The organism is Brucella sp. IR068 (assembly GCF_049065885.1).
GTDB lineage: Bacteria > Pseudomonadota > Alphaproteobacteria > Rhizobiales > Rhizobiaceae > Brucella > Brucella intermedia.
On record NZ_JBAKHE010000001.1, the window covers coordinates 513417 to 536132 of the forward strand.

The window sequence follows — 22716 nt, forward strand, 5'->3', positions numbered from 1 at the left end:
ACTGGCACGGAGATTGCAATGAAACAACTCAGCAGCGGTTCTGATCGCTGAAACTTGAGACTGAATGGCTCGGGAGGTTGGAACGAGTTCCAGGCTGGGCCGAACGGAGGACGTCATGATTGCAGTACCGACAGGCGCCGCGGCTTCGCCGCGTGGTCCTATTCCCTTTTACAAGCACCTTTATGTACAGGTGTTGGTGGCTATTGCTGCCGGTATTCTCCTTGGTCATTTTTACCCCGAACTGGGAACGCAGCTGAAGCCGCTTGGCGATGCGTTCATCAAGCTCGTCAAAATGATTATCGCTCCGGTCATCTTTCTGACCGTTGCAACCGGCATCGCCGGTATGACCGACATGAAGAAGGTAGGTCGCGTTGCCGGTAAGGCGATGATCTACTTCCTGACATTCTCGACACTGGCCCTGATCGTCGGGCTTATCGTCGCCAATGTCGTGCAGCCGGGCGCAGGAATGCATATCGACCCGGCTTCGCTCGATCCGAAAGCCGTTGCCAATTATGCCGCCAAGGCACACGAACAGACCATCACTGGTTTCCTGAGCAACATAATTCCAACGACAATTGTCGGCGCATTCGCTGAGGGCGACATCCTGCAGGTGCTGTTCTTCTCCGTCCTGTTCGGTATCGCGCTGGCTTTGGTCGGCGATAAGGGCAAGCCCGTTACCGATTTTCTTCATGTCTTGACTGCACCGGTTTTCAAGCTGGTTGCAATCCTGATGAAGGCAGCCCCGATTGGCGCATTTGGTGCCATGGCGTTCACCATCGGTAAATATGGTATCGGTTCGATTGCCAATCTCGCACTGTTGATCGGCACGTTCTATCTTACTTCCCTGCTGTTCGTGCTTGTCGTTCTTGGAGCGGTCGCCCGCTACAATGGCTTCTCGATCCTCGCGCTCATCCGCTACATCAAGGAAGAACTGCTTCTGGTTCTGGGCACGTCTTCGTCGGAAGCGGCCCTCCCAGCGCTGATGGACAAGATGGAAAAGGCCGGCTGCAAGCGTTCGGTGGTGGGGCTGGTCATTCCGACCGGCTACTCGTTCAATCTGGATGGCACCAATATCTACATGACGTTGGCCGCGCTCTTCATCGCACAGGCGACGGACATCCCGCTGTCGTTGAGCGATCAGATTCTGCTTTTGCTGGTGGCGATGCTGAGCTCCAAGGGGGCGGCGGGCATTACAGGCGCCGGGTTTATTACACTGGCGGCGACACTGTCTGTCGTTCCGGCCGTTCCGGTTGCGGGCATGGCTCTAATCCTCGGTATCGATCGCTTCATGTCCGAATGCCGGGCACTGACAAATCTTGTCGGCAATGCGGTGGCGACCATTGTGGTGGCGCGTTGGGAAATTGAACTCGACACGGACAAGCTCGCCGCAGCGATGAACGGTGCGCCTCTCATCACGGATGTTATTCCGCAGCTGGAACCCGCTGAATAATAGTGACGACTTGAAAGGAAACGGCCCGCTTCTGGCGGGCCGTTTCGTATTCATCGTTCGACAGATTTGCCTTGGGTGATCAACCGCGCGCTATGCTGGCCGGAAATATAAGTCCACAGCCAGCTCCACGCGACAGCGGCACGGCTTCGTGTTCCAATCAGGAAGAAGATGTGCGCAATACCCCAGAACCACCAGGCGATGATGCCTTTCAGCTTGAAGCGCCCCATATCGACCACAGCAGCGCCTCTGCCAATGGTGGCGAGATTGCCCTGATGCTTGTAACGGAACGGCATTGGCGGCGTTTGTCCTTCGATGCGGCTTTTTATGACCGTGGCAACGTAGGCACCTTGCTGTTTGGCGGCAGGCGCTATGCCCGGAACCGGCTTCCCGTCCGGTCCCTCAACCCAGGCCGTATCCCCGATGACGAAGATATCTTCATGCCCGGGAACATTGAGGTTTGATAGAACCTTGACGCGTCCGGCACGGTCGCTCTCCGCGCCCAGCCACGTTGCGGCAGGGGAAGCCGCAACGCCAGCAGCCCAGATCGCCGTGCGGCACGGAATGAACTCTTCGCCGACTGTAACGCCCTCGGCTGTTATGTCCTTCACCGGAATCCCGAGCCGTACTTCCACGCCCAGTTTTTCCAGTGCTCTCAATGCATAGTCGGACAGATCTTCCGGAAAGGCTGCCAAAATGCGCGGACCCGCTTCGAGCAGCATTACGCGCGTTTGCCGCGTGTCGATATTGCGAAATTCAGGCCATATGGTTTGCTTGGCGAGCTCTGCAATAATGCCTGCGAGCTCCACGCCAGTCGGCCCGCCGCCAACGATGGCAAATGTCAGCAGCGCCTTCCGTTTTGCTTCATCGGTTTCGCGTTCAGCGCGCTCGAAGGCGAGGAGCAGACGGCGGCGAATAGTTGTTGCATCCTCAAGCGCCTTCAGTCCAGGCGCCAGCGCTTCCCACTGATCGTTGCCAAAATAAGCATGGCGTGCGCCCGTGGCGAGGACGAGCATATCGTATGAAATTTCTGTGCCGTTTTCGAGCTGCACCTGCCGGCGTTCCGTATCCACGTCGGTAACTGTACCCAGCAGTGTGGTCACTTCAGTGCGGTCGCGAAACAGCTGGCGGATCGGCCAGGCAATTTCGGATGTGGCGAGGATGGTTGTCGCAACCTGATATAAAAGCGGCTGGAAAAGATGATGGTTACGCTGATCAATCAATGTAATCCGCACATTGACGTTTTTGAGATCGTGGATCAATTGCAATCCGCCAAAACCGGCGCCGACAACGACAAGATGGGGGACACGCTGTTCGCTCATTACTTCCGCCTGCTTGCTGGATCAATCGGCGAGTGACCGGCCCGTTCCCAGCAGTACGCGACCGTTCGACACCAATGTATACCTGTAGATTGCGATTTCCAGACCGCTTGTCTGCGAGGGGTGGGATTTCTGAAGGAGGTGCAGCAATCACACCGATGACATAACCAGCAGGTTGCGACGAACTTCGTCGCCATTGCCATTTACGAGCTGCTTCTCAATGTCCAGATGGGTAGCCTTCCAGATCGGCACGGCTGCCGCAAGGATAGCTTTACCCTCGGGTGTGAGTTGCAATAATCGCTCGCGCCTGTCGTCGGGATTCACGATGATCTCCACCCAGCCTTGCCGCTGCAACGGCTTCAGCGCCGCGGTCAGCGTGGTTTGATCCATGGCCAGAAGCTCCGCGACCGGCTTCATTGGTGGAGGCACCGGGCGATTGAGCGATATCAACAAGGAGAACTGGCCGTTCGTTAGCCCCACCGGGCGCAGGGCATCGTCAAAGCGGCGGGCGAGGGCGCGGGCGGCGCGCTGAACATGCAAGCAAAGGCAGGTATCACGAACCAGAAGCGTTGTTTCAAAAGGTACATCACGGCTATTTGACATGATTTATTAATATTGATATCAATGTAAATCGTCAAGCAGGAACATTGATATCTACGGGCGGGAGCAAAAGCCGGAGGAGGGCTTGCACCATGAACGAGGTCGTATCCCGAGAAGTTTGGCTTGAGGCGCGGCGTGCGCTTCTGGCAAGCGAGAAAGAAGCCACCCATCTGCGCGACAAGGTCAATCGTGAGCGGCAAGCCCTGCCATGGGTGAAGGTAGACAAGGACTATACGTTCGATACGCCTTCGGGACGGAAAACGCTTTCCGATCTGTTCGACGGGCGCAGCCAGTTGCTGATCTATCATTTCATGTTCGGACCTGACTGGGATCAAGGCTGCACGGGTTGTTCGTTTCTTGCCGACAATTTTGATGGCGCGGTGGCGCATCTCAACAATCATGATGTAACGCTCGTTGCCGTTTCGCGCGGACCGCTGGCAAAGCTTGAAGCCTACAAGAAGCGAATGGGTTGGCATTTCCCATGGGTCTCATCGGAAGGCAGCGATTTCAACTTCGATTATCACGTCTCCTTCACGAAGGAAGAGCTCGAAAACAATCGGGTGTTCTACAATTTCGACAAGCTTGCCGCAGAAGACGCCTTCGATGAGCTGCCGGGCATGAGCGCCTTCTACAAGGACGAAAACGGCACAATCTATCACACCTATTCCAGCTATGCCCGCGGCATTGAAGAATGGATAGGCACGTTGATGATCCTTGATCGGGCGCCCAAGGGCCGCAACGAAAACGGGACGATGCATTTCGTCAAGCGGCACGATGAATACGAAACAAAGGCATCCGGTCATAGCTGTTGTGGCTGATCGTTCGAACAAAAGAGAGAACCAAGGGAGTACGTTCAATGAAACAGGGCTCATCTCCGTTCGTCTGGTACGAACTTATGACGACAGACACGGACAGCGCGCAGGATTTTTATACCAAAGTCGTCGGTTGGGCGGCGAAGGACGCCGGTGTTCCCGGCATGAAATATACGCTGTTCGAAGTGCCCGGATGCATGATCGCAGGCATGATGTCGATGGCGGACATGCCGAAGGAGGATTGCGGCGGCCAGGCAGGTTGGCTCGGTTATGTCGGCGTGGCGAATGCCGACGAATATGCGCGGAAAGTGGAAGCGGAAGGCGGCAAGGTTTTGAGGGCGCCGCAGGATATCCCGAATATCGGACGGTTCGCGATTGTGTCCGACCCGCAAGGCGGCATCTTTGCGCTTTTCGAACCGATGGGGGATATGCCGGCACCGGATGATTTCGGTTCACGCAAACCGGGACATCCGGGCTGGCACGAACTTTATGCGAAGGATTGCGAGACGGTTTTTCCCTTCTACGAGAAAGTGTTTGGCTGGAAACTCTCACGCAATTTCGACATGGGCCCTATGGGCAATTACAAAGTATTCAGCGTCGATGGCGCCGATCATGGAGGCATCATGACCGCGCCTCCCGGCACACCGGTCGGCTGGGGTTTTTACTTCATGGTGGAAGGCGTCAAGGATGCAGCCGACAGGGTCAAGTCTCTTGGCGGAGCCGTCCTGCAAGGACCTATGGAGGTGCCGAACGGCGAGTGGGTCGTTCAATGCAAGGACTCGCAAGGTGTGAACATCTCGCTTGTAGCGTCGAAACCTTAGAAAAGACTGCGCCCCGCGATTGACTGCCGGTACATTTGCGATGATTGGATGATACATCGAAACGTATCGGCGGAAGATCGACCCATGCACGACAGAAGCACGCGTCAGTCTCAAAGGTCTGGAACTGTTCTCGCGGCAGATGTCGGTGGGTCCTTCATTCGGCTTGCGCGCTCGACGCATCCGGGAAATATCGAGCTTCTCGAAAAGCTCCCCACTCCCGCTGACAGCTGGGAAGAATTTGGGTGTGCGCTGGAAACGACGCTACGAACTCACGCGCCGAACGAGGAGTGGCCGCTTGCCCTCTCGATCGCCGGATTGGTCGATCCGGATACAACGACTGCTCTGTCGGCAAATATTCCCTGCATTACAGGTCACAAGCTAAGTCTCGAACTTGGAGAGCGACTGCAGCGCCGGGTCATCGCGGCCAATGATGCCGATTGTCTGACGCTTGCCGAAGCGATTGAAGGCGCCGGTAAAGGCCACGATATCGTCTTCTGCGCAGTGCTGGGCACAGGCGTCGGTGGTGGGCTTGTTGTCGATGGCCGGCTGGTTCGAGGTAAGGGCGGATTGACTGGTGAATGGGGACATGGCCCGATCCTCAACACATCGGTGGACCTTGATGGACAAACTGTACTGGTCCCGCGCTTCAGTTGCGGTTGCGGGCAAAGCGGTTGTGTCGATACCGTCGGCGGCGCGCGCGGGATTGAGAGGCTGCACCGTTTTCTGAATGCCGCCGATGCAACGAGCCATGAGATTATACAGGATTGGCTCGACGGCTGTCAGATGGCCGGAAGGACAATCTCCGCCTATCTCCAACTGGTTGCCGATCCGCTGGCTGCCGTCGTCAACGTAACCGGCACATCGATCATTCCCGTGGGTGGCGGGCTTGCCACGGCGTCCGAGCTGATTTCAGCGATTGACGAGGCAGTGAGAGCCCGAATCCTGCGCAAAACGGAGCAGCCTATAGTCGTTCCCGGGATATTCGGCAGCGATGGCGGTTTGGTCGGGGCTGCAATATTGGGGCATCAGGCGTGAGCGTGTTACTCGAAGTCTGCGTGGATAGCGCCGAAGGCCTGTATTCGGCGATCGAAGGTGGCGCGGATCGCATCGAACTCTGTTCCGCCCTTGAACTGGGCGGCTTGACGCCCTCGCAGGCATTGATGGAGCTTGCTTCAACAGTGCCGATCCCGGTCTACGCGATGATCAGACCCCGTGCGGGCAGCTTTTGCTTTTCGGCTGAAGACGAAGTCATCATGGCGGCAGATATTGGCAACGCCAGAAATGCCGGCTTGGCCGGGGTCGTCCTGGGTGCTTCGCTCGCCGATGGTTCTCTGGATGTTACCTTGCTGGAAAGACTGATTGCAGAGGCAAAAGGTCTCGGAACCACGCTTCACCGCGCCTTCGATCTCGTGCCTGACGCGGAGACCGCGCTGGAGCAGGCAATCGCGCTTGGTTTCGAGCGCATCCTGACGTCCGGCCTCACCCTGACCGCGGAAGAGGGACTGGACAATCTGCGGCATTTGGCGGGAAAGGCCGGGAAACGCATCAGCATTATGCCCGGCAGCGGCGTCAGTGCCGGCAATGTAGGTCGGATAATCGAAGCCACGGGGGCGACAGAAGTTCATGCTTCATGTCGCGTCGCAGTCGAAGAAAAGGATTCTCGTGCAATCGCGTTCGGTTTCGCTGGGGAACGATCATTTCGAACATCAGCCCAGCGCGTGAGTGAGTTGAAAGCCGCAATCGGACATATTTAAAGGCTGTTCATTCCAAATTCCTTGTCTGTGGCAGTGCTGATTTCGCGCAGTGGCCAGCCGCTGAAAAGGAAATTTCTCAAACAGTTCGAGGTGGCACTTAAACCCTATTGCCACCCTGAAAGAGTTTGAGTAGAAGTTACATCACATCAAGAGTTGGGGCGACGCCCAACGCCAACCTGCCTCTCCGGGCAAGGTGGTACTCTCTGTAAAGGGAGGATGTGGCCCAACCGGCAAATATACGGATAAAGCCACTCGCGTCAGCTCCGACATAAACTAGGGACCGACGCGACATGCCGATTAAAATTCCTGACGATCTGCCAGCAACCAGTGTTCTCCAGGCCGAGGGCGTTATGGTCATGCGCGAAGCAGATGCCATTCGTCAGGATATTCGTCCGCTGAAGATCGGTCTCCTCAATCTGATGCCGAACAAGGTCACCACCGAGACGCAGATTGCGCGTCTTCTCGGCGCAACACCGTTGCAGGTGGAGTTGACCCTCGTTCGGATTACCAACCATGTGGCGCGCCATACGCCTGCCGATCACATGCTGTCCTTCTATCAGCCGTGGGAAGATGTGCGGGAGCAACGCTTCGACGGCTTTGTCATCACGGGTGCTCCGGTCGAGCGTCTCGAATTCGAGGAAGTCACCTATTGGGACGAAATGCAGCGTGTTTTCGACTGGACGCAGACCCATGTGCACCGGACGCTGAATATATGCTGGGCAGCGCAGGCTGCCGTCCATCATTTCCATGGCATGGGCAAATATGAACTGCCGGACAAGGCTTCGGGTGTCTATAGCCAGCGCAACCTTGCTCCGTCTTCACCATATCTCCGCGGATTTTCGGATGATTTCAAGATTCCGGTTTCCCGGTGGACCGAAGTGCGCAAGAGTGACATTCCGGCCGATAGCGGGTTGAAGGTACTGGTCGACAGTCCGGAGACGGGGCTCTGTCTGTTGGACGATCCGCATCACCGCTCGCTGCATATGTTCAATCATGTGGAGTATGACACCACATCGCTTGCAGATGAGTATTTCCGCGACATTCAGGCTCAGCCCGACACGAAGGTTCCGGCAAATTATTTCCCCGGAGACGATGCGACGCGCCAGCCGGAAAATCGCTGGCGCAGCCACGCGCATCTTCTGTTCGGAAACTGGATCAACGAGATGTATCAATCGACGCCATACGACCTGGAAAAGATCGGGAAGCGTTAAGAGCACATAGCAAGGACAGTCCGACCAGAACAGACCCTGTCCAGGGCAGGGCCTGCAATGACATGTATTCTAACGCAAGCCCGCCTGTTGCTGTGCCGAGGGCCACGCCCACGTGCATGGCAGACAGGTTGATCCCGACGCCGGCCTCGCCTGTCGCAGGATCGGTTGTCATGAGAAAACTCTGCACGACGGGCGATATCATCCAGCTCAAACAAGCCCAGATCATCAGCACCATACCGAAAACAGTGCTGGAGTTGATCGCAATCGGTATTGCCATCAGCGCCGTTAGATAGAGGAGCGGCGTCAGCACGATGGCCAGTCGCGGTGATAGCTTGTCAGCAAGCAGACCGCCGAGATACCCGCCCGTCATGCCAGCCAGCCCAAAGGCCAACATCGCCCATATAATTCTCTGCGAAGAGACGTGCACCGCTTCCATAAGGTAGGGTGTGAGATAGGCGAACAACACGAAATGACCGCCGATCATCAGGATGGAAACCAGTTGCGCCGATACCAACCGGAAAGATTTCAGGTGCGGCGTGTAAGGCGGCAAGCCGCGCTGGCTGCGCCCCGCGCTGGACAATGCACGCATTGACAGAAGCAGAACCAAAGCTGCGGTTGATGCCAGGCAAAGGAAAACCGTGCGCCAGCCCAGCCACTCATTGATCATCATTCCCGTGGGAACACCGGCGACCATCGAACCACTGATACCCACAAATATGATTCCGATGGCGCGCCCGCGCATTGCCGGGGTGACCAATTCCGTTGCCAGCATCGTGGCGATCAGGCAAACCGCCGCGCTTGCCATCGCCATCCCGATACGCGCGGCAAACAGAACCCCGTAATTGGGGCTCAAGCTCGCGAGGATATTGCTTGCAATGAAAACACCCAACGCAGAGACCAGAATGGCTTTCCGCTCAAACCGTGTGGTGAGGACGAGCGTCAGCGGAGCGGCAAGCGCAAAGGTAATAGAGAAGATTGAGGTCAACTGACCGGCGGCGCTGACTGAAACATCCAGGCCGCGGGCGATGCCGGGAAGAATGCCTACAATAATATTCTCGGCGGTGCCGGTAACGAATGTTGCCAGCGCCAGCACAAATATCCGGGTATCCATGTTTGCCGTTCCCTTTCATGGTAACACCATGCGGGCGACAAGCGACCCAGCATGGCGATGTTGCATGCCGGGTTTCGAGGCAAAGCTTCGGTTATCCCTGATATGATCTCATATCATTCAAACTGGTCTGTCGCCAGCTTTTGAGGGCAATCAGCTGGCGGCACGCGCCAGCCATCTGTGCCAGTCGTCTTCCGAACCGTGGAACACATTCAGGTCGATCTTGCCATTCACGCCCTGTGACAGGCCCGACCCGGAATACTGCCAGAACGTCCACGGACGACCCGGATAGACCTTGGATGGGTGCTGTGCAACCGCGCGCAGCCAGAATGGATAATTGGTGAAAGCACCTTCCAGATTGTCGTCGTAGAAATCGGGAGCGGTGTAGATGATCGGCCGCTTGCCATAATGCTGCTCCAGCTTGTCCATGAAGACCTGCATTTTTTCCCGCACCTGCGCCGGGGATGGCCGTCTCTTGCAGGACGAATCGCCATTCCATTCCACATCGATGACCGGAGGAAGCGCATCGGCTTCCTTGGGAACATTGCGGATGAACCAATCGGCCTGCTGGCTTGCCACGCGGCACCAATAGAAGAAATGGTAGGCACCGCGTTTGATGCCAGCGGCTTTCGCTTCGCGCCAGTTCTTGTGGAACATTGGGTCGAGGTGGTCACCCCCGTCAGTAGCCTTGATATAAGCGAAATTTGCGCCCTGCGTGCGCAGTTTCACCCAATCGATATCGCCCTGCCAGCGGGACACATCCACGCCATGCACCGCCAGCTTGCGCGGCGATGAACGTCCGAAATTGATTGGCTTCGCATCGCGAAAGCGGTGGCTGTAGACTCTGGATCGTTCCTGCGGTGCAAGGCGCACGGGTGGGTAGGCCGCGACCTCCGGAGCCGGTACCGAAATGCGGGCTTGCGGTCGCTCCTGTGGCTGCGGTCGCGGTGCAACAGGTGCTGGGGGCTCTGCCTTGAATGGACCGGCATCCGGAATTGGGCCTGCCCATGCCAGTACTTCCTCCTGGCTGGCGGCGGGCATCGGTTGGGATGCGCTCGCCATTTCACTCAAAGGAGCGGGCGGAACCGGGCGGACTACCGAACTCGTGGTCTCGGCCGAGGTTTTCGACTGGAGCATGATGCTGTCGACGTCGGAGCTTGACGTACAGCCCGTCAAGGCGGCGCAGGCAAGGGCAATGACTGATACAACCGAAGAACGCATGAGCACCCGTGACGCAAAACAAATGGGCTGCAACGCTCCTCCCGAGCTAATTGCTAATCAAAGCTTACCGGGAAAAGCTGAATCCAAAGTTTACGAAATTGCTAATGCAAATTCTTTAATTCGACTGTTTGAGGATTTTTATCAAAGCTGTTGCAGAATTTTCCAGTGCGGTTTCATCAAATCCTGAGAAGCCGAGGATAAGTCCCTGGCGTGGCGTCAGTTTTGTAAAGAGCGTAGATAGCGGATGAACCTCGATATCAGCCTCTGCCAGAACGGATGCGAGATGTGTATCGCTTTGTCCCTCTGGCAAGGCCAACAGTAAGGATAGTCCGGCAGGCGGGGCTTCAATCCGAAACAGGTTCGGTTCTCCGGGTGCAAGCGCAGCTATCAGTTTGCGGCGGCGCGAGGCATGGATGCGGCGCATGCGTCTTATGTGCTGCGCAAAGGCCCCCGTTTCAATGAACGCGGACAGGGCTGGCTGCGCGAGCGGCGAGGGCGCGGGAAACAACGTCTGACGTAGCTCCCGAAATTGCGCCACCCTATGCGACGGCACGATCAGAAAGCCGAGCCGCAAGACGGGAGAGAAGACCTTGGAGAAGCTTCCGATATAAAGAATACGGTCCGGGTCCAGCGACATCAGCGCCGGCAGCGGCTGGCCGATATAACGATGCTCACTGTCGTAATCGTCCTCGATGATTATCGCATCACGTTCTCTTGCCCAGGCAATCAGTTCGAGACGGCGTCCCAAGGTCATGGTTACGCCTGTCGGGTGGTGCCGTGCCGGGGTAACAAAAGCACCGCGCGCATCATCGGCCTTGTTTCGTCCGCTGGAAACGTCGAGCCCTCCGCCATCAACCGGGACAGGAATGATGTCCAGGCCATTGACGCCAAGAATCTTGCGCGCCGGTGGATATCCGGGTTCTTCCATCCATAGCCTGTCACCGTGGGTGAACAAGGCTTCCCGGATCAGCGAAAGCGCATCTGCGCTGCCGCCGGTTATTATGATCTGCTCCGGCGACACGACCATGCCGCGCCATTCGTGCAAATGGCGGGCCAACGATGAACGCAGAGGATGAAAGCCGAATACATCGTCACTGTTCAACAGATCCGGGGAAGGCTTCCGCCAGATGCGGCCCAGTAGCTTTCCCCACTCATCGTGGGGGAAATGATCGCTGTCGAAGACGCCGAGACGAAAGGGCTTTGGATTCTCCCGATGAAAATGCTGCTGGTCTATCACATGAAGAGGCGGTTGATTTACGGTCAGGCTGCTGTCGGGAAGTTCAGCGGCGACGTGAGTGCCCGAACCCAGCCTTCCCTCCAGATAACCTTCAGCAATCAACTGATCGAATGCCGCAAGGACCGTTGTTCGCGACAAGCCAAGCTCCAAGGACAAGGCGCGGGTGGACGGCAATCTGGCATTGGGCTTCAGCCGTCCGGCTAAAACGGCTTGCCTTATCTGATCAACCAACTGGGCGGTAAGCGGAATATCGCTGCCGCGATCGATCCCGAACTCCGGAAGTGTATTGGAAATTGGCATCTTCGTATTCGGTCAAAGTGGCTATTTTGTCAAAGCCACTATGCAGGCAGTTTGGCCAGATATAAAGGAGAAATATCGGCCATGACGAAAGCCCCCACCGAACGCAGTCGCGTAAAGCGCCTGCACGAACGCGGCGCCTATGATGCAGCCACGGTTCATGCAATCATCGATGCCCAACCCCTGGCACATGTGGCCTATGTGTTCAACGGAACGCCCTATGTCACGCCGACGCTTGTCTGGCGGGAAGGTAATTTCATCTACTGGCACGGGTCATCCGCCAGCCGAATGCTGGAAAGCTGCGACCAGGCGGAAGTCTGCGTCAGTTTTACCCTGCTCGACGGACTGGTTCTCGCACGTTCCGCGTTTCATCATTCCTGCAATTATCGCTCGGTCATGGCTTTTGGGACAGCGCGCAAAGTTTCCGACGTCGCGATGAAGGAGCATCACCTGCGCAGTTTCGTAAACGGGCTTTTCCCCGGACGCTGGGAAGGCTTGCGCCCGATGATGGCAAAGGAGCTGAAGGCCACCATGCTACTCGAACTGGAACTGAACGAGGCTTCGGCAAAAGTCCGTTCCGGCCCGCCAAAAGATGACGATGCCGATTATGCGCTGCCGATCTGGGCCGGTGTCATTCCCATGACTATCCAGATGGGAACGCCGGTGAATGATGGTCGTATTGTGCCCGGCGTTTCTGCGCCGCAAGGGGTTATGCAGTTCGGTTACGTGGCGGAAGCTGCCGAATAACCGTCGGGACTTATGCGGGTCCGAGAAAGATGTGCGTCTCGGACTTTGCAATCCCGTCCATGGCACGAATGCCTGTTACCAGCCGGTGAAATTCATTCATATTGGGGACTTCGATCTCGGCGATCAGGTCCCAGGTGCCGTTTGTCGTGTTCACTGCGGAAAAGCCCGGATTTTTACGCAATGTCGCGATAACGCTTTTGATGTTTCGTCCAGTCAGTTCGATCATCATGATGCCACGGATCATGTCTGTAGACCCATGATCTTTCAGCCGGACCGTAAAGCCAGCAATGACGCCCGATGCGATCAAACGCTCCATCCGGCTCTGGATCGTACCGCGCGCTACCCCAAGGATGCTTGCCAGCGTCGGGATCGATGCGCGTGCATTGATACGCAGTTCCGAGATTAATCGTTGATCCAGATCATCCATCGTCACACCGCCTTTTGACGATTTCGTCAGTTTGATTGCGTTTATCGCAGATTGCTGGACTTTTCTATACAGAATTGGCGTTTTCGTTGATCCTTTGCTCCGTTAGCGTGCTTGAAAACAAACAAGCCGGACAAGCAGCAACGCAACCGGCGGGGGAATTTCGGAGGTGGATCGATGAAACGTTTCGTTTTTCCGCTCCTGGATCACCAGGATGCGACGATCTTGCCTGTTCCGAATCTGTTTTCCCGAGCAATTTGCCGCCGCCCTTCAGGCGTCGGTGATCTGGAAAGATGCGTCCAGCCGGGCGCTCGGAACGGGCGTCGCCCGTGATCGCGTCACGATCACTTAGGAGAAAACGAAATGAAAACTCTTCTGTCTTCACTTGTTGCCGCTGGCATCGGTGCACTGATGATGCTCGCACCCGCGCAGGCGAATGACCTTGAAAAGGTCAAGCAGAGCGGTGAATTGCGCATCGGCATGAGCGGCGTTTTCCCGCCATTCAGCTTTGTCGACGGTCAGAACCAGGTTGTTGGCTTCGACGTCGATATCGGCACTGAAATCGCCAAGCGCCTTGGTGTGAAGCCGGTTGTCGTAACCACAGCTTTCGATGGCATCATTGCCGGTCTGCGCGCGGGCAAGTTCGATGTGGTCGTCGGGAGCATGAGCATCACGCCCGAACGTGAAAAGGCCGTCGATTTTGCAGGCCCTTATTATCGTGGTGGCCGTGGCATCTTCGTGACGGAAGCTTCCCCGATCAAGTCCATGGACGAACTGAAGCAGGGCAAGACCATCGCCGTTACGCTTGGTGAAACCAGCGACAAGTGGGCGCGCGAGCAGGGCGGTTGGACGGTTCGCACCTATAAGGGCATTCCGGAATTGCTGCTGGAGCTTCGTTCAGGCCGCGTGGACGCCATTGCTTCGGATGATATTCCGATCCTGATCGCCATCAAGGAAAGCGGCGAGAAGGTTCGCCAGCTCGATACGCCTGAGCTTCAGGGCACCGACAATGTCGGCATCGCCCTGCGCAAGGGTAATCCCGAGCTGAAGGATGCCATCAACAAGGCCCTCGACGACATGAAGGCCGATGGCACCTACGAGAAGATCTCGACCAAATGGATCGGCCGCGACATCCGCTAACTATTTGAAACCCCTTGCCGGGATGGCTGTTCCACAATTGTCCCGGCAACATGTCTTTCCGACTTGGTTCTCCAGACAGGAAAGGGGAGATGATGAATTTCTCTTTGATGGCGGAGGTCTTTCCATATTTTCTGGAAGCCGCCCTGGTTACCGTCGAAATATCGGCGCTGGCCATTCTTATAGGACTGAGCGTCGGCGCGCTTGCCACAGCAGCGAAGCTATCGCGCTTCTGGCCCTTGCGTTTTATCGGAGCCGCTTACGTCAGCGTGTTTCGCGGCACCCCGTGTCTTCTGCAGCTCTTCGTTCTCTATTTCGGCGGGCCGCAGATCGGCATCAATCTTGAGCCGTTCGCAGCCGGTGCCATTGGCCTCGGGCTCAATATCGGCGCCTATTACGCCGAAGCCATGCGAGGCGCCATTCTGACGGTGGATGCCGGCCAGAACGAAGCTGCCCGTTCCATCGGTTTCAGCAGCGGACAGTCGATGCGCTTTGTAGTGCTGCCGCAGGCAGCCCGCCTGATGATCCGCTCGCTCGGCGTCAACACCGTGATGCTCATCAAGGGGTCCGCTCTGGTTTCAGCGATTTCGGTGGTCGAACTGACGTATACGGCCCAGCGCTTCATCGGCTCGACCTACCGGCCCTTTGAAATCTTCGGGATCGCTGCGGCCATCTACATGGTCCTCATCTATATCGTTGCACGCTTCGTCGATTTCCTCGAAGCCCGCTACGCACTCAAATAGGCGGTGACACCATGCAACTCGATTTCTCCATCGTCCCGCCTTATACCGAACTGCTGATGACCGGCGTCTGGTGGACGCTCATCATCGCTGTGTCCTCATCTATCGTCAGCTTCTTCGGCGGCATCGCGTTTGCCTTGCTCGTCCTTTACGGCAACTGGCTGGTACGGTATCCTGTTCGTTTCTTCATCTGGCTGTTCATGGGCACGCCTCTGCTCCTGCAGCTCTTCCTGCTCTACTATGGCCTCTCGCAGATCGGCATCAACATTCCCGCCATGTGGACCGGCGTTATAGGCCTTGGCCTGCATTTCGCGGTTTATAATTCCGATCTTTTCCGCACTGCGATCCTGACCGTCGATCCGGGGCAGAACGAAGGCGCCCGTTCGCTAGGCTTCGGCAGCGGTCAGACCTTGCGCTACATCATCGTACCGCAGGCCGTGCGCAATGCGCTGCCGCAGGTGGGCAACAACCTGATTGCCCTTCTTAAGGACACGGCTCTCGTGTCGGTAATCGGGATCACCGAGCTGGTGCATGCATCGCAGCAGGCGATCAGTGAAACCTACAGTCCATTTGAATTCTACATCACTGCCGCAGTGATCTTCTACGCACTCAATCTCATCCTGGAAGCCGGATTGCACTGGATGGAAAAGAAAGTCGAGGCTTACCGATGAGCAACAGCAAACCCATGGTGGAAGTGCGCGACGTCCACAAGGCTTATGGCGCACTCGAGGTTCTCAAAGGCATCAACCTGTCGGTCGAACGCGGCCAGATCATTGCCATTATCGGTCCTTCCGGTTCCGGTAAAAGCACGTTGCTTCGCTCCATCAACCATCTGGAAACAGTCAATTCGGGCCAGATTCTGCTTGACGGCGTACAGGTGAACCAGTCGTTGAGCGGACGTGCCTTCGAGCGGCATATCAATGCCGTGCGCCAGCAGATGGGCATGGTTTTCCAGCACTTCAATCTGTTCCCGCATCTCAATGTTATGGAAAACATCACACTCGGGCCTATCAAGTTGAAGGGCAAGAGCAAGCAGGAAGCCCAGGAACTGGCCGTTTCCCTTTTGAAGAAAGTCGGTCTCGCCGACAAGGCTTCCATGTATCCGTCGCGTCTGTCGGGCGGCCAGAAGCAGCGTGTGGCAATCGCCCGCGCACTGGCGATGCAGCCGAAAGTCATGCTGTTTGACGAAGCGACATCCGCGCTCGATCCGGAACTGGTCGAGGAGGTCAATCAAGTCATGAAACAGCTCGCGCAGGAGCATATGACCATGCTGATCGTGACCCATGAAATGCGTTTCGCGGCTGAAGTCTCCGACAAGGTGCTGTTCATGGACAAGGGCGTCGTGGTGGAGGAAGGCAAGCCGGATGTGATCTTCACCAATCCGGAAAATGAGAGAACGCGTGCGTTCCTGAAAAAGCATCTCAACCAGTAAGTGACTTTTTAAAACAGATCATGACCCGCCTGTACCTTGCCCAAGGTACGGAGACGGGGAACTATTGAGCGAGGAAAGACCGTGGCAAGCCCAAATGAATGGAACCCGACGGAACGGGTGCGAGAACTCTCCTATCGCATGGTGAAATGGCCAAGTGAGACCGGAACACGTGACGAGGCATCGTTCGGACCCAAGCTTGCCGAACTTTTGCGCGAGATTCCCTACTTCCAGGAAAATCCTGACGACATTGCTGTCATCGACAGCCACGGTTCGCCAATGACCAGGAATGTCGTTGCGGTCGTTCGCGGCACCGGGCGGCGGACTTTGGCGCTGGCCGGCCATTTCGATGTGGTGGAAACCGGCAATTACCGGGATTTGAAACATTTGGCATTCGAACCCGATGCCTTGCTCGAAGCGCTTCTTGCTGACCTTTCGAGCCGTCCACTTGCACCGAACGAGGAAAAGGCTCTCGCCGATTTCAGGAGCGGAAATTACATTCCCGGCCGAGGCATGCTCGACATGAAAAGCGGGGTCGCCGCAGGCATTGCGGTATTGGAACGTTTCTCGCAACAGCCGGACCGGGAAGGCAATTTGATACTGTTCGCTACACCTGATGAAGAACGCGGGTCGCGGGGAATGCGCAGTCTGCGCGACGCCCTGCCGGAACTTGTCGAACGTTGGGGCCTCGATATCGCTGCCGGTATCAATCTGGATGCGACAAGCGATCAGGGCGAGGGTGCGGAAGGCCGCGCCATCTATCGTGGCACCATCGGCAAACAGCTTCCCTTTGCTTTCGTGGTTGGCCAGCCTTCCCATGCGAGCTATCCGTTCGAAGGTGTCAGCGCGCATCTCATCGCGTCCGAAATCATGCGGGCGGTCGAAGCCAATGCGGCTGTTTGCGATACGGGCGACGGTGAGGTCTCGCCTCCGCCTATCTGTCTTGAAGCACGAGATTTCCGGGGCGGTTATGAAGTGACCACGCCGGAACGGACATGGGTTGCGTTCAACTGGCTGACCCATTCTGTCTCGCCAGATGCCCTCTTTCAGCGTTTCAAGTCGATTGTCGGCGAGGCGCTGGATCGCGCAATCACACATTTCAATGTCGAGGCGGACCGGTTTGCAAAGCTGGTCGGCAGCGAGGCCAACGTCAATCACAAGGGCCGAATTCTGACCACAGCCGAGTTGCGCGAGGAGGTTCGGCGCGTTGGCGGCGATGCAGCGCTGGAACGGATTACAGCCTTGGAATCTGAACTTTCAAGCAGCGACAACCCGCTCCTCATTACGCGCGAACTTGTGGACCGAATGGTCGCGGAGGCGCGCGTTACTGGCCCGACGGTCGTTATCGGCTTTGGAAGTCTCGTCTATCCGCATGTTCGCATGGGAGTTGAAACTGTAGAAGAACAGCGTTTTGCAGAAGCTCTGGAAACCGCACGTGTGGATGCGGAGCGCCAGTTCGATACGACTATCCGGTATCGGGAGATATTTGCCGGTATCTCCGATATGAGTTTCTTCGGCCATGTGCCGGATGCGGCGGATAGTGAGGTCATTGCGGCCAACACACCGGCAGCTCAATTCATAGACCGTGCCAATCCGAAGGCGCTTTCATATCCTGTGGTGAATATCGGTCCTTGGGGCCGCGAGTACCATCAGCGGCTGGAACGGGTCTACGCTCCCTATGCCTTTACCGTGCTGCCGCAGTTTCTCTATGACATAGCCGCGCGCTTCCTCAAGCCCTAGCTGTTGCAAATAGCGCGATGTCCTCACTTTGCCTGATTGACGGTTATAGCGATCATGTGGAGGACATCGTCAGCGCTGCAACCGCGGGAAAGGTCGTTGGCCGGTTTGGCCAGACCCTGAAGCACGGGACCGATGGCCTGCGCGCCACCGATGCGTTGGGCAATCTTGTAGCCGATATTGGCGGCCTCGAGATTGGGAAAAACGAACACGTTGGCGTTGCCTTTCAACGGTGAATCCGGCGATTTTGCGTGGCTGATCGCCTCCACAAAAGCCGTGTCGAATTGAAGTTCGCCATCGATGCACAGATCAGGCTTCCGGTCTCTGACCGTCCGCGTCGCCTGCACCACCTTCGACACGCGCTCATGCGCGGCACTGCCGCCGGTGGAGAAGGACAGCATGGCGACGGCTGCGTCTTTTTCGGTAAGCTGGCGGTAAGAGTCTGCCGACTGAATGGCGATATCGGCAAGCTGTACGGCATCCGGTTCCACCACGAGCCCGCAATCGGCAAAGACGAAAGCGCCTTTCTTCTGATGATAGGTCTGACATAAAAGCATCAGGAAAAAGCTTGAAACAAGCGATGCTCCTTCGGCCTTGCCGATGATCTGCAACACGTGGCGAACCACATCAGCTGTCGTCGCAACCGCACCGGCAACCGTTCCATCGGCATCGTCTTCACGCACCATCATGGCAGCAAAGCCGAGCGGCGTCCTCACCATCGCCTCGGCCTGTTCTTCCATCATGCCCTTGGCCTGGCGCAGCTGGTAGAGTTTGTGCGCATAATCTACACTTCTATCCGATATCTTGGGATCGATAACTGCAATTGATGATCCATTGCCTACAACGTTTTCGGACCCCATAAGCGTGATGCGGGCAATGCCTTCGCGCTCCGCACGCAGCGCCGCGTCGATTATGCGCGGGTCTTCGCCCTCGGCCAGCACGATGTGACGCGGCCTCGAACGCGCTTTTTCAAAAATCTTTTCTAATGGCAGCATGGAAGTGTGTTTCCCCGGAGTGGCCGGGAGGAAAACCTCCCGGCATCATCGTCAAACCGGCATCTGCTGGCGCATGTCGGCCTTGTCGATGCCCGCCACGACAACCGGTTTTTTCATTGCATCGCGGCGGAACGGTTCGCCCAGTTCCTGGTTGAGCACCACTTCGATGAAGGTGGTCACACCCTTTGCCTGTTCGTCGATCGCCGTCTGCAAGGCTTCGGTGAGCGCCTGCTGGCTATCAACGGTCACACCCTTGAGGCCGCAGCCATCAGCCACCTTGGCGTAGCTCAGGTTCGGATTGAGCTCTGTGCCGACAAAGTTATTGTCGTACCAAAGCGTCGTGTTGCGCTTTTCGGCCCCCCATTGATAGTTGCGGAAGATGACCATGGTGATCGCAGGCCAACCCTTGCGGCCGATGGAGGTCATCTCGTTCATGGAGATGCCGAACGCACCGTCGCCTGCAAAACCGACCACCGGCGTGTCGGGCTGGCCGATTTTCGCGCCGACGATGGAAGGAAAGCCATATCCGCAAGGGCCGAACATGCCCGGCGCCAGATATTTGCGGCCTTGCTCGAAGCTTGGATAGGCATTGCCGATGGCGCAATTATTGCCGATGTCGGTCGACATGATGGCGTTTTTCGGCATGCCGGCCTGAATGGCGCGCCATGCCTGTCGCGGCGACATGCGGTCCTTTTCGCGGTCCCTTGCCTCCGCATTCCACTGTGTGCCGGGATCGTCATCCTCATGATCCATTGAGGAAAGCTGCTGCAGCCAGGCGGACTTGCGCTGATGGATGAGTTGCTTACGCTCATCGCGACCTGTGTTGCCCGCATTGGCTCCCAGTTGATCGAGTATCTGCTGTGCAACCTGCCTGGCATCACCGCAAATGCCGACCGAGATTTTCTTGGTGAGCCCGATGCGGTCCGGATTGATGTCAACCTGAATGATCTTTGCATCTTTCGGCCAGTAATCAATGCCATAGCCGGGCAGTGTCGAAAATGGATTGAGGCGGGTGCCGAGGGCCAGAACAACGTCAGCCTTGGCGATCAGTTCCATCGCGGCCTTCGAACCATTATAGCCGAGTGGGCCTACGGACAGCGGATGGGTGCCGGGAAAGGCATCATTGTGCTGATAGCCGCAACAGACCGGCGCATCGAGCCTTTCGGCAAGAGCAATGGATTCCGGGATCGCGCCCCCGATGACGACACCCGCGCCGTTGAGAATAACCGGGAATTTTGCTTCCGTCAGAAGCTTTGCGGCTTCGGCAATCGCCTCGCGACCGCCGCTCGGGCGCTCCAAACGCACGATTTGCGGCAGGTCAACATCGATGACCTGCGTCCAGAAATCGCGCGGAACGTTGATCTGTGCCGGAGCGCAACCGCGCCATGCCTTCTCAATCACCCGGTTCAGCACTTCGGGAATGCGGGTCGCATCGCGCACTTCTTCCTGATAGCAGACCATTTCCTCGAACAGCGCCATCTGGTCCACTTCCTGAAAGCCGCCCTGACCAATGGTCTTGTTGGCAGCCTGCGGCGTGACAAGCAGCATGGGCGTGTGGTTCCAGTAGGCCGTCTTGATGGCGGTCACGAAGCCGGTCACGCCGGGGCCATTCTGGGCAATGGCCATGCCCATCTTACCGGTCACACGCGTATAGCCGTCGCAGATCAGCGCCGCATTCGTCTCATGTGCGCAATCCCAGAAGGTAATGCCTGCCTTTGGAAAAAGATCAGACACCGGCATCATCGCAGAACCGATGATGCCAAATGCATGTTCTATCCCGTGCATCTGTAGAACCTTAACAAATGCCTCTTCCGTCGTCATTTTCATGGCGCGTACCTTTCCTTGGAATTCAGAGAACTTCGTCTTTCAGCGCATACCAGCGATACATTGCGCGCTGGCCTATGCGCCTGAATGGAGTGAGCATGCCGTAGCTCGGCAACTCGGAGGTGAAGATCGGCAGGTCCAGTCCCTGTCCGCCACCTGTCATCAATTGGGCGACGCGGCGTCCGGCCTGCGCCGAATACATCACGCCATTGCCGCCATAACCCATGGCATAATAGATTTCCTGCGCCGGGTCGGGACGGTAGATGCGGGGCATCATGTCATGGCTGACATCGACCCAGCCCCACCAGGAATAGTCGATCTTGACGCCTTTCAGGGCCGGGAATTTTCGGTAAAGGCCAGAAAGCAGAAGATCGTAGTGCTTCGGGTTTGGAGCATCAGCTCCTGTAATGGCGCTGCGGCTGCCGATCTGCATCCGCCCATCCGGCAGAAATCGGTAATAGTGGCGAAGCGTGCGTGTATCGGTCAGCGGGATGCCCGTTTTCGGACCGCATGCCTCGATTTCCTCCGCTGTCAGCGGCCGCGTGACGATGGAATTCGACAGCACCGGCATCAGCCGGTAGCGGGTGAGCGGATGAAGACCGGGGGAGGTATACCCTGCCGTCGCAAAGCACACCTGTCGCGCCTTGACCGTGCCGTTCGGCGTGTTGAGGTGGAAAACACTGCCGCTCTTGCGGCAACTTAGAACGGGGCTTGAAGTGTGTACCTTCGCTCCAAGCTTGCGGGCAAGCCGGAGATAGCCGAAGGCCAACTTTGCGGCGTGAATGCCCATCCCGTCCGGTTCGTACATCGCACCGCGTGCTTCCTGATCGCGGATGAAGTCGCGGTGGATTTCATCGCGGCTGACCATCCGTGTGCGATAGCCGAACACGTCATTCAGCAGGCGGGATTCCTTCTCCAGCGATGGGAGAACCTTCTCACGATGAGCGATGTAGAGATGACCGCCGTCCTGCGGGTCGCAATCGATTTCGGGTTCGGCAATCAGAGACCGGAAGAGATCGAAACCTTCGGCGATTTCCCTGTGCAGCTTGCGGGCAACGTCCACGCCCCAACGCTCGATCCATTGCGATCGCTTGAGCCGTCCGGCGGAAATCTGCGCCTGTCCGCCATTGCGGGTACTGCATCCCCAGGCCACGCCGTTCGCTTCCAGTACCGTAGCCTTGACGCCATGGTCGCGGGCAAGGTGGATCGCTGCCGAAAGACCCGTGTAACCAGAACCGACGATGACGACATCTGCGTCAACGTCGCCCCGAATGGGGCCGTCATCTTCCGGCGCGGAACCGGCGGTTCCGATCCAATAGGTCGGCGCATAGTCACGGCCTTGTCCCGGCGTTTTTGAGACCACCGGATCATAGGCGGGATCGAATGGTTGGGTGGCCGAGAAACTGTTGAGCGTGTGGGTATCCATATGTCGGTCCTCCAATTCACCGACGGACAATGTTGGGGCTTACGCCTTCAGCAAAGGCCGGTTCTTGCGGAATGCCTGCTTGCGGACGATCTTGCCGCCGCGCTGTGTGAAGAGATCGCAGCCTTCGGCCTCGACGCGCGCGCCGCTGGCATCGGTCCCGCGAAAGGTCCATTCGGATACGGCGCGGTCGCCGCTCACGAAATGCCGGTGTCCGTCCCACCTCACGTCGGGCATGGCAGCCCAAACCCCGGAGAAAGCCTTGGCAATGGCGTCCTTGCCTTCGATGCGGGTGCCGTAGACCTCATCGCCGCCGATGGTGAAGAACACGCAATCATCGGCGAAAAAGGCCATGATCGCGTCGATGTCGTGCCGGTTGAAGGCGTCGAAAAGATCGGAAAAATGTTTCTCTGTGAGTTGCCCTGCGGACATT

At 57.1% G+C, this 22716-nt stretch carries 22 protein-coding genes and 1 riboswitch; of the genes, 12 read left to right on the plus strand and 10 right to left on the minus strand.

The features are described 5' to 3' along the window. The first annotated feature begins 115 nt into the window (after nt 1–115). A complete protein-coding gene (locus ACOWVS_RS02365) occupies nt 116–1450 on the plus strand; it encodes a dicarboxylate/amino acid:cation symporter (protein WP_075041457.1) in 1335 nt (444 codons plus the stop codon). Between the two features lie 50 nt (nt 1451–1500). On the opposite strand, the gene ACOWVS_RS02370 is transcribed toward ACOWVS_RS02365, so the two are convergent. Together ACOWVS_RS02370 and ACOWVS_RS02375 are read right to left on the minus strand one after the other, a co-directional pair. Continuing rightward, complete coding sequence (locus tag ACOWVS_RS02370) at nt 1501–2769, minus strand: NAD(P)/FAD-dependent oxidoreductase (RefSeq protein WP_021585631.1); 1269 nt, start codon at nt 2767–2769, stop codon at nt 1501–1503. Nucleotides 2770–2916: 147 nt separating this feature from the next. Beyond that, the gene (locus tag ACOWVS_RS02375; RefSeq protein ID WP_031346211.1) at nt 2917–3369 is read right to left on the minus strand and encodes a MarR family winged helix-turn-helix transcriptional regulator; all 453 of its coding nucleotides are present in this window, start codon (nt 3367–3369) and stop codon (nt 2917–2919) included. Nucleotides 3370–3458: 89 nt separating this feature from the next. On the opposite strand from ACOWVS_RS02375, the gene ACOWVS_RS02380 reads away from it, so the two are divergent. From ACOWVS_RS02380 to metA, 5 genes are all read left to right on the plus strand, one after another. After that, a complete protein-coding gene (locus ACOWVS_RS02380; RefSeq protein ID WP_021585629.1) occupies nt 3459–4184 on the plus strand; it encodes a DUF899 domain-containing protein in 726 nt (241 codons plus the stop codon). A gap of 38 nt (nt 4185–4222) precedes the next feature. Beyond that, nucleotides 4223–4999 carry a VOC family protein gene (locus ACOWVS_RS02385; RefSeq protein ID WP_063882445.1) on the plus strand — a complete coding sequence of 259 codons (777 nt, stop codon included), beginning with the start codon at nt 4223–4225 and terminating at the stop codon, nt 4997–4999. A gap of 84 nt (nt 5000–5083) precedes the next feature. Beyond that, the gene (locus ACOWVS_RS02390; protein ID WP_021585627.1) at nt 5084–6034 is read left to right on the plus strand and encodes an ROK family protein; all 951 of its coding nucleotides are present in this window, start codon (nt 5084–5086) and stop codon (nt 6032–6034) included. Then, a complete protein-coding gene (locus tag ACOWVS_RS02395; protein WP_075041456.1) occupies nt 6031–6753 on the plus strand; it encodes a copper homeostasis protein CutC in 723 nt (240 codons plus the stop codon). Before ACOWVS_RS02390 ends, ACOWVS_RS02395 begins: the two co-directional genes overlap by 4 nt. A 138-nt stretch (nt 6754–6891) precedes the next feature. After that, nucleotides 6892–7001: riboswitch (SAM-I-IV-variant riboswitch) on the plus strand. A 42-nt stretch (nt 7002–7043) separates the two neighbouring features. Further along, nucleotides 7044–7964: a homoserine O-acetyltransferase MetA gene (gene metA / locus ACOWVS_RS02400; RefSeq protein ID WP_025091985.1), complete on the plus strand. Its 921-nt coding sequence runs from the start codon at nt 7044–7046 to the stop codon at nt 7962–7964. Here the strand turns inward: metA and ACOWVS_RS02405 are convergent. From ACOWVS_RS02405 to ACOWVS_RS02415, 3 genes are all read right to left on the minus strand, one after another. Then, nucleotides 7909–9075, minus strand: coding sequence for an MFS transporter (locus ACOWVS_RS02405; protein WP_075041455.1), 1167 nt, complete (start codon nt 9073–9075; stop codon nt 7909–7911). The genes metA and ACOWVS_RS02405 overlap by 56 nt on opposite strands. A gap of 150 nt (nt 9076–9225) precedes the next feature. Further along, nucleotides 9226–10293, minus strand: a complete 1068-nt coding sequence (locus ACOWVS_RS02410) for a GH25 family lysozyme (RefSeq protein WP_075041454.1) — start codon at nt 10291–10293, stop codon at nt 9226–9228. Between the two features lie 115 nt (nt 10294–10408). Then, nucleotides 10409–11830 carry a PLP-dependent aminotransferase family protein gene (locus ACOWVS_RS02415; protein WP_075041453.1) on the minus strand — a complete coding sequence of 474 codons (1422 nt, stop codon included), beginning with the start codon at nt 11828–11830 and terminating at the stop codon, nt 10409–10411. A gap of 81 nt (nt 11831–11911) precedes the next feature. Between ACOWVS_RS02415 and ACOWVS_RS02420 the strand changes: the two genes are divergently transcribed. Next, nucleotides 11912–12574: a pyridoxamine 5'-phosphate oxidase family protein gene (locus ACOWVS_RS02420; RefSeq protein ID WP_075041452.1), complete on the plus strand. Its 663-nt coding sequence runs from the start codon at nt 11912–11914 to the stop codon at nt 12572–12574. 10 nt (nt 12575–12584) lie between these two features. Here ACOWVS_RS02420 and ACOWVS_RS02425 read toward each other — a convergent pair whose 3' ends face one another. Beyond that, nucleotides 12585–13001 carry an Lrp/AsnC family transcriptional regulator gene (locus ACOWVS_RS02425; RefSeq protein ID WP_006471741.1) on the minus strand — a complete coding sequence of 139 codons (417 nt, stop codon included), beginning with the start codon at nt 12999–13001 and terminating at the stop codon, nt 12585–12587. Nucleotides 13002–13361: 360 nt separating this feature from the next. Between ACOWVS_RS02425 and ACOWVS_RS02430 the strand changes: the two genes are divergently transcribed. The 5 genes from ACOWVS_RS02430 to ACOWVS_RS02450 all read left to right on the plus strand — a co-directional run bounded on the left by ACOWVS_RS02430 (nt 13362) and on the right by ACOWVS_RS02450 (nt 18044). Next, on the plus strand, nt 13362–14138 hold the full coding sequence (locus ACOWVS_RS02430; protein WP_025091980.1) for an ABC transporter substrate-binding protein: 777 nt from the start codon (nt 13362–13364) through the stop codon (nt 14136–14138). Between the two features lie 92 nt (nt 14139–14230). Further along, the gene (locus ACOWVS_RS02435) at nt 14231–14878 is read left to right on the plus strand and encodes an amino acid ABC transporter permease (protein ID WP_006471742.1); all 648 of its coding nucleotides are present in this window, start codon (nt 14231–14233) and stop codon (nt 14876–14878) included. Nucleotides 14879–14889: 11 nt separating this feature from the next. Continuing rightward, nucleotides 14890–15546: an amino acid ABC transporter permease gene (locus ACOWVS_RS02440; protein ID WP_021585617.1), complete on the plus strand. Its 657-nt coding sequence runs from the start codon at nt 14890–14892 to the stop codon at nt 15544–15546. Then, complete coding sequence (locus ACOWVS_RS02445; protein WP_006468764.1) at nt 15543–16307, plus strand: amino acid ABC transporter ATP-binding protein; 765 nt, start codon at nt 15543–15545, stop codon at nt 16305–16307. The genes ACOWVS_RS02440 and ACOWVS_RS02445 overlap by 4 nt, the downstream gene beginning before the upstream one ends. Nucleotides 16308–16445: 138 nt before the next feature. Beyond that, nucleotides 16446–18044, plus strand: coding sequence for a M20/M25/M40 family metallo-hydrolase (locus ACOWVS_RS02450; RefSeq protein WP_081252482.1), 1599 nt, complete (start codon nt 16446–16448; stop codon nt 18042–18044). A gap of 23 nt (nt 18045–18067) precedes the next feature. Here the strand turns inward: ACOWVS_RS02450 and pta are convergent, their stop codons facing one another. Genes pta through ACOWVS_RS02470 form a run of 4 tightly spaced genes read right to left on the minus strand, consistent with a single transcriptional unit; the run spans nt 18068 to nt 22715 of the window. Further along, complete coding sequence (gene pta, locus ACOWVS_RS02455) at nt 18068–19036, minus strand: phosphate acetyltransferase (RefSeq protein ID WP_075041451.1); 969 nt, start codon at nt 19034–19036, stop codon at nt 18068–18070. Nucleotides 19037–19087: 51 nt separating this feature from the next. Next, on the minus strand, nt 19088–20863 hold the full coding sequence (gene xsc / locus ACOWVS_RS02460; RefSeq protein WP_021585614.1) for a sulfoacetaldehyde acetyltransferase: 1776 nt from the start codon (nt 20861–20863) through the stop codon (nt 19088–19090). Between the two features lie 22 nt (nt 20864–20885). After that, nucleotides 20886–22286: an NAD(P)/FAD-dependent oxidoreductase gene (locus ACOWVS_RS02465; RefSeq protein ID WP_021585613.1), complete on the minus strand. Its 1401-nt coding sequence runs from the start codon at nt 22284–22286 to the stop codon at nt 20886–20888. A gap of 39 nt (nt 22287–22325) precedes the next feature. Beyond that, complete coding sequence (locus ACOWVS_RS02470) at nt 22326–22715, minus strand: nuclear transport factor 2 family protein (RefSeq protein WP_063620434.1); 390 nt, start codon at nt 22713–22715, stop codon at nt 22326–22328. Between the last annotated feature and the right edge of the window lies 1 nt (nt 22716).

What these genes read in the sequence shown, in the direction of transcription:
- ACOWVS_RS02365 (WP_075041457.1), top strand. Translation starts at nt 116, where the DNA reads ATGATTGCAGTACCGACAGGCGCCGCGGCTTCGCCGCGTGGTCCTATT.
- ACOWVS_RS02370 (WP_021585631.1), bottom strand. Translation starts at nt 2,769, where the DNA reads ATGAGCGAACAGCGTGTCCCCCATCTTGTCGTTGTCGGCGCCGGTTTT.
- ACOWVS_RS02375 (WP_031346211.1), bottom strand. Translation starts at nt 3,369, where the DNA reads ATGTCAAATAGCCGTGATGTACCTTTTGAAACAACGCTTCTGGTTCGT.
- ACOWVS_RS02380 (WP_021585629.1), top strand. Translation starts at nt 3,459, where the DNA reads ATGAACGAGGTCGTATCCCGAGAAGTTTGGCTTGAGGCGCGGCGTGCG.
- ACOWVS_RS02385 (WP_063882445.1), top strand. Translation starts at nt 4,223, where the DNA reads ATGAAACAGGGCTCATCTCCGTTCGTCTGGTACGAACTTATGACGACA.
- ACOWVS_RS02390 (WP_021585627.1), top strand. Translation starts at nt 5,084, where the DNA reads ATGCACGACAGAAGCACGCGTCAGTCTCAAAGGTCTGGAACTGTTCTC.
- metA (WP_025091985.1), top strand. Translation starts at nt 7,044, where the DNA reads ATGCCGATTAAAATTCCTGACGATCTGCCAGCAACCAGTGTTCTCCAG.
- ACOWVS_RS02405 (WP_075041455.1), bottom strand. Translation starts at nt 9,075, where the DNA reads ATGGATACCCGGATATTTGTGCTGGCGCTGGCAACATTCGTTACCGGC.
- ACOWVS_RS02410 (WP_075041454.1), bottom strand. Translation starts at nt 10,293, where the DNA reads ATGCGTTCTTCGGTTGTATCAGTCATTGCCCTTGCCTGCGCCGCCTTG.
- ACOWVS_RS02415 (WP_075041453.1), bottom strand. Translation starts at nt 11,830, where the DNA reads ATGCCAATTTCCAATACACTTCCGGAGTTCGGGATCGATCGCGGCAGC.
- ACOWVS_RS02420 (WP_075041452.1), top strand. Translation starts at nt 11,912, where the DNA reads ATGACGAAAGCCCCCACCGAACGCAGTCGCGTAAAGCGCCTGCACGAA.
- ACOWVS_RS02425 (WP_006471741.1), bottom strand. Translation starts at nt 13,001, where the DNA reads ATGGATGATCTGGATCAACGATTAATCTCGGAACTGCGTATCAATGCA.
- ACOWVS_RS02430 (WP_025091980.1), top strand. Translation starts at nt 13,362, where the DNA reads ATGAAAACTCTTCTGTCTTCACTTGTTGCCGCTGGCATCGGTGCACTG.
- ACOWVS_RS02435 (WP_006471742.1), top strand. Translation starts at nt 14,231, where the DNA reads ATGAATTTCTCTTTGATGGCGGAGGTCTTTCCATATTTTCTGGAAGCC.
- ACOWVS_RS02440 (WP_021585617.1), top strand. Translation starts at nt 14,890, where the DNA reads ATGCAACTCGATTTCTCCATCGTCCCGCCTTATACCGAACTGCTGATG.
- ACOWVS_RS02445 (WP_006468764.1), top strand. Translation starts at nt 15,543, where the DNA reads ATGAGCAACAGCAAACCCATGGTGGAAGTGCGCGACGTCCACAAGGCT.
- ACOWVS_RS02450 (WP_081252482.1), top strand. Translation starts at nt 16,446, where the DNA reads ATGGTGAAATGGCCAAGTGAGACCGGAACACGTGACGAGGCATCGTTC.
- pta (WP_075041451.1), bottom strand. Translation starts at nt 19,036, where the DNA reads ATGCTGCCATTAGAAAAGATTTTTGAAAAAGCGCGTTCGAGGCCGCGT.
- xsc (WP_021585614.1), bottom strand. Translation starts at nt 20,863, where the DNA reads ATGAAAATGACGACGGAAGAGGCATTTGTTAAGGTTCTACAGATGCAC.
- ACOWVS_RS02465 (WP_021585613.1), bottom strand. Translation starts at nt 22,286, where the DNA reads ATGGATACCCACACGCTCAACAGTTTCTCGGCCACCCAACCATTCGAT.
- ACOWVS_RS02470 (WP_063620434.1), bottom strand. Translation starts at nt 22,715, where the DNA reads ATGTCCGCAGGGCAACTCACAGAGAAACATTTTTCCGATCTTTTCGAC.